The sequence below is a fragment of the Chryseobacterium fluminis genome (assembly GCF_026314945.1).
Lineage (GTDB): Bacteria > Bacteroidota > Bacteroidia > Flavobacteriales > Weeksellaceae > Chryseobacterium > Chryseobacterium fluminis.
The window spans coordinates 3,795,847-3,807,817 of sequence record NZ_CP111121.1; the positions used below are offsets into that span (position 1 = coordinate 3,795,847).

Consider the following 11,971-nt stretch of genomic DNA (forward strand, 5'->3'; position numbering starts at 1 on the left):
ATGATGAAGAAATATCTTTTATTTATATTTTCCCTGCTATTTGGATTCTCTCAGTCGCAGATTATCAGGAAATATTCCAACGAATTTTTAAATATCGGAGCCGGGGCGAGAGGACTGGCGATGGGTGGTGCGGTAGTGTCCAACCAAGATGATGTCTATTCTCCCATGTGGAATCCCGCAGGTCTCATGGCCATCGAAAGAGACTGGCAGGGAGCAGCCATGCACGCCGAGTATTTTGAGTCGATTGCCAAATATGATTATCTGGCGTATGCCAAAGTTTTAGAAACCGGTGTTTTTGGAGTTTCAGTGGTGAGGCTTGGAGTTGATAATATTCTGAATACCACACAGCTTATCGATACGGAAGGAAATATTGATTATGATAAAATTACAAAATTTTCTCAGTCCGATTACGCAGCGATTCTTTCTTATGCATTCAATCCTGGTGGAAATACCAAATTAGATGTTGGTATTAATGCTAAAATTGTCTACAGAAATGTAGGAAAGTTTGCGAATGGATATGGCTTTGGGTTTGATATCGGAGCGATTTACAAAATGGATAACGGATGGAAAATAGGAGGGATGCTACGAGATGCTACTACTACCGTTAACTTTTGGAGCATCAACCAGAAAGAATTATCTACCGTTGTGAATGGTGAAGAATTCAATCCTGCGCCTAAAGATAAAATGGAACTGACTATGCCAAAGCTGAATGTAGGAGCAAGTAAAATGTTTGAGATCAACAGCAGTGTATATGTCTTGCCTGAAGCAGGGATTAATGTTGATTTTGCTAAGACAGCAGCACTGGTTTCAACAGATTTTGCGAGTATTACACCCTACGCAGGAGCTGAATTAGGATATCAGAAAATGATTTTTGTAAGGTTGGGGGTCAACAGATTTCAGTCAATTACAGATATCGAAGATTTACGCAGAAAAGTTTCATTTCAGCCGAGTGCCGGTATCGGAATCCGGTATAGAGGTTTAACTTTAGATTACGCACTGACGAACTCAGGAATCGGGGGATCTAATTTTTATTCCAACTTTTTCTCTCTTAAGCTAGACATGGGAATGTTTAGAAATGACTAAAAAATAAAAAAATGAAAAAATTATCAGTACTAATATTGAGTGTTTATTCGGTGATTGCTTTTGGACAAAAGGTGTCCGATTTTAAATATGTATCAGTCCCTGAAAAGTTTCAGACGTTCAAAAATAGTTTCGGACTGGAAAAGTATCTGGCTCAGGCACTAAAAGCGAAACAGTATACTCCGGTTTCCGGAGATAAAAGCAAATGGCCTACTGAATTAGTTACCAACTCATGCAGCGTTTTGAATGCGGATGTGATTAATGACAAGACATTTTTACGAAACAGGGTTATTTTACAGTTTAAAGACTGCAACGATAAGGTAATCCTGGAATCAAAAGGAATGACCGATATTAAAGAATTTGAAGAAGGATATCAGGATGCTCTGAAACAGGCTTTACTCAAAGTTTCAGTATCCAATCCCGTAGCAACGCTTACCATTCAGCCAGCCAATACAGTCACCAATAATGTAGTGGTACCTTCGGAAGTGGTGACGGCCAATGATACTTCACCGCAAACAGGAGCCAGCAGATTCAGCAATAGCAGACAGGATTTCCAGAAAGTTCAGATTGACGCAAATCAATTTCTCCTGGTAAAACCAAACAGCTCAATTCCTTTTGCGACGTTTAAAGCAACGACTAAAAAAGATGTCTTCCGTGTAAAATTAGAAAACGGAAATGCTACGATCGGGTATTTTGAAAATGGAAATATTGTTATTGAAATGCCACAATCTAATGGCGAATACACCAAAGAAGTATTTTCAGGAAAATAAATTCGATAAAATTTAGAAAGTGACCCTCAATTTTGAGGGTCATTTCCATTTATAAAAATAATTTACGGAAGAGAGTTTACTTTTTAATGAATTTAATCGTCCGGCTTCCCTTACTATCTGTTATTTTTGCAGCATAAGCTCCGGGAATCAACTCTGAAACACCAATAGATATTTTATTTTTATGATGGGTTACTGTTTTTATTAATTTCCCGTTTAGATCAAATACTTCTACGGACTTGATTATGGTTTTGCCTTCAATATGTAAGACATCCGATACAGGGTTAGGATAAACTTTAGCTATAGTCTGTAATGAAGCTTCAGTAGTTGATAATGATGCGATATTGACAGTGTAATCCGTCCAGGTTCCATATCCGTAAGTAGCGCATGCAGAATCTGCTGTTGGTGTGCCTGCTCCGGAATTGGCAAGCCTGTTCCATATTCTCATTCTGTAAGATCCAGGCATTACAGAGGAAGGAATTATAAAATCACCGGTGTAGGTTTGATTTTGATTGGCAATATAAGCCGGTAAAAAAAGCACTTCTCCTGTATCATCAAAATCACCGTCTTTATTGAAATCTACTGCCATTCCGCAGCCTGTCCAGTTGGTTGTTGAAACATTAAGGGTGTAAGTCGTATCTACAGACAGGTTAATAGTTATAGAGGTTCTATCTCTACCTGACACGCAGTTCCCTGAATCAAAAGTATTACTGAAACTTGCTTGAGGAATGGCCACCTGAGCAATCCTCCAGAGAAAACAACCCGTGGGATAAGATGGATTACAATACGTCTGGGCGCTGGATAAACAGGTGAAGAAAGAGACCAATAAAAATGCGAAAACTTTTGTTAATTTGTAATCATTTGCCATAATTGTAATTATTTTAATATTAATTACTAAAATATTAAATAATTTAAAGAAAATGCAAATTATTAAAATGTTTAATTAAAAATATGTAATTGTGTAAATATTTTAATTAAAATCGTTTAAATTCACTATGGTGAGAATTAAATATTGAAGAAATCATGAACAACTTTCGCCTTACTTTTTCCTAAAATTTCTTCCAGAGTTTCCAAACTTGCCTCTTTTATACGTTTTACAGATTTTAACTTCGACAAAAGTAGCTCTACCGTTCTTTCTCCGACACCGGGAATTTCATCCAATTCGGATTTTATAGTAGAATTCTTTCTTCTCGTTCTGTGATGCTTCACCCCAAACCGGTGTGCTTCGTCCCGTACTCTCTGTAAAATTTTCAGTGTTTCAGATTTCTTGTCGAGATATAAAGGAATAGAATCTTCAGGGAAAAATATTTCTTCCAGCCTTTTTGCAATTCCAACAATTGTTATTTTTCCGTAAAGTCCCAGCAACCGGAGACTCTTCACTGCTGAAGACAGCTGGCCTTTACCACCGTCAATCAAAATGAGTTGCGGTAAACTTTCCCCCTCATCCAGCATTCTTTTATAACGTCGGTAGATTACCTCTTCCATGGTGGCAAAGTCATTCGGTCCTTCGACAGTTTTCGGGTGAAAAATACGGTAGTCTGCCTTACTGGGCTTTCCATCTTTAAAAACAACACAGGCCGATACAGGATTGGTACCCTGGATATTCGAGTTATCAAAACCTTCGATATGTCTCGGCTCCACAGGCATTCTCAACAGTTTTTGCATTTCAGCCATAATTCTGTTGGTATGTCTTTCGGGATCTACGATCTGTACCTGTTTCAGTTTTTCCAGACGGTATTCTCTGGCATTTTTTTCGGAAAGCTCAACGATTCGTTTTTTGTCTCCGACTTTAGGTACGATAAGTTTTACATTCGGAATCTCAACCGACAGATGGAAGGGCAGAAGGACTTCTCTTGAATCAGAGCTGAACTTTTGTCTGATTTCGATTAAAGCTTCTTCCATAATATCTTCATCGGATTCTTCGAGGATCTTTTTTATTTCTGTGGTGAAACTCTGGATAATATTTCCGTTCCTGATTTTAAAGAAATTAACATATGCTGCTGTCTCATCGCTGGTCATTCCAAACACATCCACATCATCGATATTAGAATTAACCACTGTATTCTTAGCCTGGTAATCCTCTAGAATATCAAGTCTCTCTTTAATTAACTGTGCGTTTTCAAACTGCAGATTCTCCGCATGCTTCATCATCTGACCCGTCAGATATTCTTTGGCTTTCCGGAAATCTCCTTTAATCATTCCACGGATGGCATCTATTTTTTCATCATAGTCTGCTTTGCTTTCCAGACCTTCACAAGGGCCTTCACAGTTTTTGATGTGATATTCCAGGCATACTTTATATTTTCCGTCATCGATCTTACTTGGGGCCAGATTTAAATTACAGGTCCTGAGTTTGTAAATATGCTTAATGGTATCCAGTAAAATCTTTGCGGGACGTACTTTTGCGTACGGTCCGTAGTATTCTGAGCCGTCTTTGATCTTGGTTCGGGTTAAAAAGATCCTTGGAAAATCTTCATTTTTAATACAGATCCAGGGATAGGTCTTATCATCTTTCAGCATCACATTGTAAAATGGCTGATGCTCTTTAATCAGATTGTTTTCCAATAAAAGCGCATCATACTCACTGTTTACGATGGTAGTTTCCAGCCTGTGAATCTTTCCTACCATAATTTTAATCCGGTAGCCGGAAAGATGTTTGTTGAAATAGGAGAGTACCCTTTTCTTTAAATTTTTTGCTTTCCCTACATACAAAAGCTGCTCATTTTTATCGTAATAACGATAAACGCCGGGTTCAGAGGGTAAAGTTTTAAGCTGTAATTCTAAAGAAGGATTCATAAAACAAAATTAAGCAATTTAAAGGCAAAAAAAGCCGTAGAATAGTCTACAGCTTTATAAATTTTGTTAAAATTAAATTTATCCGTTCGCAAGTTGTGTATACTCGCTGATCAGGAAACTGAAATAATCCCATTCTACAGAATTTTTAGGATATTTTTTTACAAATTCTGCATTATCCCCAAAAAGAAAATCATAATTGTCTTCAAAATCATCTTTATGAAGCCATAGTACTTTATTGCCTTTCTTCACATAATAGGATTTAATAACGCCACCTCCTAATTGCGGAGAACCCATCACGGAAAATCCTGTAGTTTCTTTTGCTCTCGGATCATGATAGACCGAAATGATATCATCAAATCCAGGATTAATGACCTGCATCAGGAATTCTTTGTCATCTTTCTTATTTTTTAAGGAAACAGTTTGGTTCACAAAATAAATACGGTCGTTTTTTGTGCTTTTATTTAAGCTTTTTGTTCCGAAATTTCTGATATTTCCCATATATTTTGCCACTTTTGCATACTTTTCCGCATTGCTCGGGTACACGTACATTTCACCGATCTGATCTGCATTGAAAACCATGCTCTTTTTTGAAATACTGTCTTTAAGGGAAACTTCGAAGATCTGTCCTTTTTTGGTATCGATCTTACTGCAGAATCCCTTGTGAGTGGTTCCGTCCTTTAGAACTACAGTAGAAGTTTTTCTTGGTGATGGCGTGTTGAATCCTTCATTAAAAAGATACATTTCCATTTTTTTGATTTCTTCTTTTGAATACTTTACTTTCTGGGCGAAAGAGGTTACGCTCACCAGAGAAAGCGCAAATAATAGAGCTTTGAGTTTCATACGTTATTACAATTGTTTTAAGGGCGTAAAAATAGTAAATTAAAGTACTTGGATGACAAATAATTTCGGAGGAAAAATTTAGCTTTTACAATTATCGTTAAATGTGTACTTTTAAACAAAATTAAGACAATGATATACGGGATAGATATTTTCAGTTTTCATGATGTATTGGAGATCTGTAAAAATCCGAAAAAAGCGAAACTTAATAAAGCTTCAAAAGAACAAATTTTAAAATCACAGAAAAACGTTCAGAAAATTGTGGAGTCCGATCGCTGTGTGTATGGAATCAATACCGGTTTCGGACCTCTGTGCGATACAAAAATTTCTGCTGACGAAACAGCGCAATTACAATATAATTTAATCATTTCTCATGCGGTAGGGGTAGGGAAGCCTATTGATAAAGAACTTTCAAAAATCATGATCATAGCTAAAGTTCATGCTTTGTCGAAAGGTTTTTCAGGAGTTTCTTTAGAAGTGATCGAGAGACTGATTCTCATGCTGGAAAAAGATATTATTCCGGTAGTGCCTGAACAGGGATCAGTAGGGGCTTCAGGAGATCTGGCCCCCTTATCACATTTGGTTTTACCTCTTTTAGGATTAGGACAGGTTTGGGAAGGAGACCAGGTTTTTGAAACTGCTGAAATTTTAGAAAAACATCATCTTGAACCGTTGGCTTTGGGACCGAAAGAAGGCTTAGGATTAATCAACGGTACTCAGTTTATCTTAGCGCATGCCATTAAAGGCCTGGAGAAATTCGAATATTTGCTGGACCTTGCGGATATGACTGCTGCCATGAGTATTGAAGCATACAGAGGTTCGGAAAGTCCGTTCAAAAAAGAGCTTCATGACATAAGACCGTTCGAAGGAAGCAAGAAAGTGGCGGCCAGAATGGTGAAATTTCTAAAGGGTTCTGAAAATATGCAGGCCCACGAAGATTGCGAAAGGGTACAGGATCCGTATTCCATGAGATGTGTTCCCCAGGTTCACGGAGCGAGCAGGAATGCTTTTGAACACCTGAAATTAATGGCCAACACCGAATTGAATTCTGTAACGGATAACCCGATCGTTTTAAGTGCTGAAGAATCCATATCAGGAGGAAATTTCCACGGACAGCTGATGGCCATGCCTTTGGACTATGCAACACTGGCTGTGGCTGAATTGGGAAATATTTCGGACAGAAGAAGCTACTTACTATTAGAAGGAAAATACGGATTGCCAAGATTGCTGACAGAAAGCTCTGGTCTCAATTCTGGTTTTATGATCCCGCAATATACCTCAGCTGCTTTGGTGACGGAAAATAAAACCCTCTGTTTCCCTGCCTCTGCAGATTCTATTCCTACCAGTCTGGGACAGGAAGATCATGTTTCCATGGGAAGTATTTCGGGCAGGAAATTCAATCAGGTTCTTGGAAACCTGGTCAATATTTTGTCAGTTGAACTGATGTTTGCCGCACAGGGATTAGAATTCAGAAGACCGGCGAAATGTTCAAAAATTATTGAAGAAAATTATGCCATTCTTCGTTCAAAAGTTGAGAAGCTGGAAGATGACCGATTGATCGGTAAGGATATGCTGGCCATTGCAGAACTGATCAACGAAAGAAAATTTATCGTTAATTAACTCTTAAACATCATAAGGCTTTCGTAAATGAAAGCCTTTTCTATTCTCGCGTGAATTATATAAGACGTGCTGCTATCTGCGCAGAACTATGATAAGAAGGATCAAAATCAAAAGTCATGACTATAAAAAGAACGGACTCGTCCGACACCGATTTTCAGAATTTAGTAAAACTTCTTGATGCTGATCTGGCCATCCGTAATGGCGAAGATCATGCATTTTACGATCAGTTTAATAAAATTGATGCGATTAAAAACTGTATTATTGTATACATCGATGCAACTCCCGCTGCGTGCGGAGCTTTCAAACCATTTGAAGAAGATACCGTTGAGATCAAAAGAATGTACACCCACCCGGATTTCAGGAAAAAAGGCCTGGCAACGGCAATCGTTGATGAGCTGGAAGTCTGGGCTTCAGAAAAGGGCTACACAAAAGCTGTTCTCGAAAGTTCTCTGGAGCAGAACGAAGCACTTTCAGTATATGAAAAAAGCGGTTATGAAAGGATACCCAATTACGGACAGTATATAGGAATTGATAAAAGCGTTTGCTATAAGAAAATTCTGTAATTTGTTATCGTGCACATCATAAATTTGATAAATTGATCATGCAAATTTAACTTTCCTATCATTCTAATTCAATATAAAGTGATATCTTAGGTCGACAATCAAAATTATTTTATATGAAAAAAAGTTTAATTTACCTATTGATCGTCTCCGTTTCGTTTACATCCTGCAACAGAGAGGATCTTCAGAACGGAACTTCACCCATTGAAATCGTACAGAAAGACCCACTGAACTCCAAACAGATTAACGAAAAAATCAATGGAACGATCAGAAGCGGTGAGCGTTTCTCATGGCAGAAATCTGCGGATCATTTTGTGTGGAGTGCTATTTTTAACGGAAACAAAATTGCTTCCGTTGGTTTTGGAACATCAGGAAATGATTTTGACCGGAGTTTATCTTCGGACAGCGAAAGGATTCAAAATGATATTTTAGAATTAATTGAGCAGTATGAAGGAAAAGCAGCCAGCCGTGTTTTAATGACTGCAGATCCATATCTCAATCAGATGGATGTCATTATCGAAAAACAGGAAACCATTATTGCACTCCGAAAAATGAAAAACATACGCTACGTGGAGCCTGCGGATTATCATTATTTTGAAAACGAAAGAAAATTCAGCGGCACAGCAAAGTCCAGCGGAAGTTCATCCGGCTGCGGTCTCGAATCTAATGCCTTAGCATCTACAGATTATTCAACTGTATCACCCAATGCGAAAGCGCCCTGGTCTTTTGCGAAACACAATATCACCACTGCCTGGAATTACAGTACAGGAGCAGGAATCACGGTAGGAGTTATTGACAGTGGTGTTTCTTCGGAGCAGAGTCTTTTGGGAAGCAGCTTCAATAACGGACTCTCGTCAGGAAGAACCATTAGTAAAAACGGAGTGTATGTAGACTCAGTCTGGCCATGGAGTACGGGATATGACGGCTCTGCAGACAAGTGCGGGCATGGTACCAGTATGGCATCCACTATAGCAGCTCCCAGAAATAATATGGGGCAGCCTGTCGGCGTAGCCTACAATTCCAGTTTAGTTACCTACAGGGCGGCTTCCAATGTGGTACTGGATGGTTACCACGAGCAGAACGGAGTGAAGATTGCCTTTACCGAACTTGGAAATAATACCAAAGTGAAAATTATTTCCATGTCAATGGGACATATTTTTTCTGTAGGGAAAATTGAAGACGGCGTAAAGTATGCGTATTCAAAAGGAAAACTGATTTTCTGTGCCGGCGGTACCTCCACCAGTTTTACCAACTTCGTAGGAGTTATTTTCCCGGCCTGGATGTCTGAAGCACAGGCTGTCACTGGTGTGAAAGAAAATACTTCCAATCAGAAATGTGAGGTGTGTCATTCAGGAGCAGAAATTGATTTTACCTATCAGATGGAAAGGTCCTCAGGGAATAATGTCCCGGTATTGAGTTACTATAACGGCCAAACGAACTATGTTGGCGGTTCTTCTGTAGCTACCGCTTCCACTGCAGGAATTGCAGCCTTGGTATGGTCGAAAAACCCGTCGTGGACGAGAGATCAGGTGCTTAACAAAATGAGACAGTCTTCCACCTATTATCCAAATCCGAATTCAGATTACGGGTATGGAAATATTAATGTTTTGCAGGCTGTTCAATAAAATGTAATAAAGACGGAACATTACAATCAGTCTCCAGGCTGATAATCCAGAGGCAGCATATTTTCAATTTTATTTTTTGAAAAATCACCTTCTGTAATCAGTAAATCGGGAGTGGTAATGTTCCCGTCTTTAGAAATTTCAAAGATTTCCCCTTCAGGATGTAAAAATGATGACAGCAAGACCGGTTTTTCAGTTTTTACAAATTCTTTTCCTTTCAGTTCGTAAAAGTACTTCTGGTAATTTACCTGAAGCATATCCTTAAAACTAAAAAGAACTTTTCCGCCAGGTCTTTTTACATAATCAGAATCCGGAATTAGAGTCTTTGTGACGGCCAGTGCGTAAGGTTTATGGGTGTTTTTTCTTCGTGAAATGTCCAGAATATCTTCAGGGGCATTCAGTATGCTCGTCACTTTTGCCATTTCCAGGAAGTTTTTCAGTGTTTTTAATTCCTCGTCGGTAGGATATTGTGGATTAGGAATTTTAACAATATGATTCACGATAAACCGATCGTCCGGAATGGTATTGTTGTAGATGCTTCTGAAAAAATGGAGCAGGCTGCCGTCATAGGCATTCAGACGGTTAAGTTTTACTTTCTGATTTTCCTTTGTCTCCCTGAAAAAACTGGTTCCGGTATAATTTACCATTTGAGATCCGAAATCTGCGGAAAAACTGATGAGATTATATTCGATCTCATAGCCCAGATTTTTATTTTCAATCAGTAAGGTTTTGGGCGCTTTTACCTTTAGCGTATTATTCTTTTTATCATAGGCAAACTTCAGGGAACGCTGATTTTTAATTTTCACGTTCTCCCGGTCATAACCGATAAAATTGTCAAGGAAATAAGTAATAAAATTTTTATATGCTTCTTCTGTATAAGGAATAATCTCTATCTCTTCGATTTCATTCGTTTTATTTAAAACAACTTTAAGCGTTCTGTTGAGAACCTGGGAAGAAGAAATACTGTAAGTCTCATACTGCTCTTTCTGGAAAACAAGATTTCCGCCGGTGTGGGCAGGCAGTTCTAGCATAAAGCTTCCGTCCTCTCCGGAAACAGTGCCTGTTTTGGTTCCGTCTAGGTAAATATTTACATTGGATAGCCGCTGTCCGGTATCATTGACTATACTTCCTTTAATATTCTGAGAAAACGAAACATAGAGGGGAAATAGAAATAAAAAAAGAAATATCGTTTTTGTCATGGTAAACAATATTACTAAATTTATAGTGATAAAAAAAATATATTATCCTATTCTCACGCTTGTCATGCTGAGTGATCCTCCAATTAATTCATCATTAAACAAACTCAGGTTTTCGGATCGGTCCTTAAGTCCTAAAGAATAGATCAGCGGCAGATAGTGATCCGGGGTAGGAATGGCATACTGCAGAGAGGTACCCTGTTTATGATAATCAATAATGGGCTGGAAATTACCATCCAAAAGCCAGCTATTGGTTTTCTCCCGGGCTTCAATGGCCCAGTCCCATCCGGCTCCGACCGTGTTGATGTTTCTCCAGTCGATTAACCTCAGATTATGAACAATGTTTCCGCTTCCTATAATTAAAATACCTTTTTCGCGAAGTCTGTTGAGTTTTTTCGCTAAATCGAAATGATACTGCGGAGGTTTTGTATAATCGATGCTCATCTGTACTACGGGAATATCAGCCTCAGGGTACATGTGTCTGATGACCGACCACGCGCCGTGATCCAGGCCCCAACTATGATCCTCTTCCACCAAGACAGGTGCTAAGAGTTCAGCCGTTTCCTTTGCCAGCTCAGGATCTCCCGGTGCCGGATACTGAACGTCGAACAAAGCCTGTGGAAAACCTCCGAAATCGTGAATGGTCTGTGGCAGGTTCATCGCAGTAACCATGGTTCCGTTGGTAAACCAGTGGGCCGAGATACATAAAATGGCATTAGGCCTTGTGATCTCATTTGCTGCCTGCCTGAATCCCCTGACAAACTGATTTTCTTCGATCGCATTCATAGGAGAGCCGTGTCCAAGGAATAAGACGGGCATTTTGGGGGTATTTTTAAAATGATCGCTGAGGTTCTGTAAATCGTTGAGGTTCATTTTTAATTATTATTAAATAAAAAAAGAGCAAAGGTAATCTGACTTTTCCTCTGCTCTTTTATTTTTACCTAGGTTTTTTTAACTTATGCCTGTTTAACAAACTGTAATTCTCCGGCAAGTTTCACTTCATCACTTACCATAACCCCTCCGGCTTCAAGAGCAGCATTCCAGTTAAGTCCGAAATCTTTTCTGTTGATTTTACCTTCAAATGAGAATCCGGCTTTTGTATTTCCCCATGGGTCTACGTTGATTCCGTTGAAATCTACCTCTAAAGTTACAGGTTTTGTAATTCCGTTGATCGTTAAATTTCCCGTCACGTCCCCATTCAGAGCCTGAGAATCAAAAGTGATGGTAGGGTTAGCTTCAGCGTTAAAAAATTCTGCAGATTTCAGGTGGTTATCTCTGTCTGTATTGTGGGTAGAGATAGAATCTGTCTGAATCGTCGCTGTAGTTTTAGCATTTGCGAAAGAGTCATCATCAGCTTCAATTTCAGCATTGAAATTGGTGAAGTTTCCTTTAATATTAGAGATCATCATGTGTTTTACTTTAAAAGTAATTTCACTGTGCGCTGGGTCCAGGTTCCATTTTGTTGCCATTGTATTATATTTTTTATTGTTATT

11 protein-coding genes are annotated in these 11,971 nt (G+C 38.8%); 5 read left to right on the forward strand and 6 right to left on the reverse strand.

What is annotated here, in order from left to right:
* Both ODZ84_RS17390 and ODZ84_RS17395 read left to right on the forward strand, forming a co-directional pair.
* Entirely contained in the window at positions 1-1,083 is a 1,083-nt protein-coding gene (locus tag ODZ84_RS17390) for a putative type IX sorting system protein PorV2 (protein WP_266173647.1), read from the forward strand.
* An 11-nt stretch (positions 1,084-1,094) separates the two neighbouring features.
* Entirely contained in the window at positions 1,095-1,850 is a 756-nt protein-coding gene (locus ODZ84_RS17395) for a hypothetical protein (protein ID WP_266173648.1), read from the forward strand.
* Positions 1,851-1,926: 76 nt separating this feature from the next.
* Here the strand turns inward: ODZ84_RS17395 and ODZ84_RS17400 are convergent, their stop codons facing one another.
* The 3 genes from ODZ84_RS17400 to ODZ84_RS17410 all read right to left on the reverse strand — a co-directional run bounded on the left by ODZ84_RS17400 (position 1,927) and on the right by ODZ84_RS17410 (position 5,483).
* On the reverse strand, positions 1,927-2,715 hold the full coding sequence (locus tag ODZ84_RS17400; RefSeq protein ID WP_266173649.1) for a T9SS type A sorting domain-containing protein: 789 nt from the start codon (positions 2,713-2,715) through the stop codon (positions 1,927-1,929).
* 137 nt (positions 2,716-2,852) lie between these two features.
* Complete coding sequence (gene uvrC, locus ODZ84_RS17405; protein WP_266173650.1) at positions 2,853-4,643, reverse strand: excinuclease ABC subunit UvrC; 1,791 nt, start codon at positions 4,641-4,643, stop codon at positions 2,853-2,855.
* Between the two features lie 78 nt (positions 4,644-4,721).
* Complete coding sequence (locus tag ODZ84_RS17410) at positions 4,722-5,483, reverse strand: hypothetical protein (protein WP_266173651.1); 762 nt, start codon at positions 5,481-5,483, stop codon at positions 4,722-4,724.
* A gap of 129 nt (positions 5,484-5,612) precedes the next feature.
* Between ODZ84_RS17410 and hutH the strand changes: the two genes are divergently transcribed.
* From hutH to ODZ84_RS17425, 3 genes are all read left to right on the forward strand, one after another.
* Entirely contained in the window at positions 5,613-7,100 is a 1,488-nt protein-coding gene (gene hutH / locus ODZ84_RS17415) for a histidine ammonia-lyase (protein WP_266173652.1), read from the forward strand.
* A gap of 116 nt (positions 7,101-7,216) precedes the next feature.
* Entirely contained in the window at positions 7,217-7,663 is a 447-nt protein-coding gene (locus ODZ84_RS17420) for a GNAT family N-acetyltransferase (protein WP_266173653.1), read from the forward strand.
* 113 nt (positions 7,664-7,776) lie between these two features.
* Positions 7,777-9,285 carry a S8 family peptidase gene (locus ODZ84_RS17425; protein WP_266173654.1) on the forward strand — a complete coding sequence of 503 codons (1,509 nt, stop codon included), beginning with the start codon at positions 7,777-7,779 and terminating at the stop codon, positions 9,283-9,285.
* 26 nt (positions 9,286-9,311) lie between these two features.
* Here the strand turns inward: ODZ84_RS17425 and ODZ84_RS17430 are convergent, their stop codons facing one another.
* The 3 genes from ODZ84_RS17430 to ODZ84_RS17440 all read right to left on the reverse strand — a co-directional run bounded on the left by ODZ84_RS17430 (position 9,312) and on the right by ODZ84_RS17440 (position 11,947).
* Positions 9,312-10,481 carry a carboxypeptidase-like regulatory domain-containing protein gene (locus tag ODZ84_RS17430; protein WP_266173655.1) on the reverse strand — a complete coding sequence of 390 codons (1,170 nt, stop codon included), beginning with the start codon at positions 10,479-10,481 and terminating at the stop codon, positions 9,312-9,314.
* 42 nt (positions 10,482-10,523) lie between these two features.
* Positions 10,524-11,351 (reverse strand): 4,5-DOPA-extradiol-dioxygenase, encoded by an 828-nt coding sequence (ygiD, locus tag ODZ84_RS17435; RefSeq protein WP_266173656.1) that lies wholly within the window; start codon positions 11,349-11,351, stop codon positions 10,524-10,526.
* 83 nt (positions 11,352-11,434) lie between these two features.
* The gene (locus ODZ84_RS17440; RefSeq protein WP_266173657.1) at positions 11,435-11,947 is read right to left on the reverse strand and encodes a YceI family protein; all 513 of its coding nucleotides are present in this window, start codon (positions 11,945-11,947) and stop codon (positions 11,435-11,437) included.
* Positions 11,948-11,971: the final 24 nt, after the last annotated feature.

Bases quoted from the DNA above. Each gene is read 5' to 3' on its own strand.
- ODZ84_RS17420 (WP_266173653.1), top strand. From the start codon at position 7,217: ATGACTATAAAAAGAACGGACTCGTCCGACACCGATTTTCAGAATTTA.
- ODZ84_RS17395 (WP_266173648.1), top strand. From the start codon at position 1,095: ATGAAAAAATTATCAGTACTAATATTGAGTGTTTATTCGGTGATTGCT.
- ODZ84_RS17400 (WP_266173649.1), bottom strand. From the start codon at position 2,715: ATGGCAAATGATTACAAATTAACAAAAGTTTTCGCATTTTTATTGGTC.
- ODZ84_RS17430 (WP_266173655.1), bottom strand. From the start codon at position 10,481: ATGACAAAAACGATATTTCTTTTTTTATTTCTATTTCCCCTCTATGTT.
- ODZ84_RS17390 (WP_266173647.1), top strand. From the start codon at position 1: ATGATGAAGAAATATCTTTTATTTATATTTTCCCTGCTATTTGGATTC.
- ygiD (WP_266173656.1), bottom strand. From the start codon at position 11,351: ATGAACCTCAACGATTTACAGAACCTCAGCGATCATTTTAAAAATACC.
- hutH (WP_266173652.1), top strand. From the start codon at position 5,613: ATGATATACGGGATAGATATTTTCAGTTTTCATGATGTATTGGAGATC.
- ODZ84_RS17425 (WP_266173654.1), top strand. From the start codon at position 7,777: ATGAAAAAAAGTTTAATTTACCTATTGATCGTCTCCGTTTCGTTTACA.
- ODZ84_RS17440 (WP_266173657.1), bottom strand. From the start codon at position 11,947: ATGGCAACAAAATGGAACCTGGACCCAGCGCACAGTGAAATTACTTTT.
- ODZ84_RS17410 (WP_266173651.1), bottom strand. From the start codon at position 5,483: ATGAAACTCAAAGCTCTATTATTTGCGCTTTCTCTGGTGAGCGTAACC.
- uvrC (WP_266173650.1), bottom strand. From the start codon at position 4,643: ATGAATCCTTCTTTAGAATTACAGCTTAAAACTTTACCCTCTGAACCC.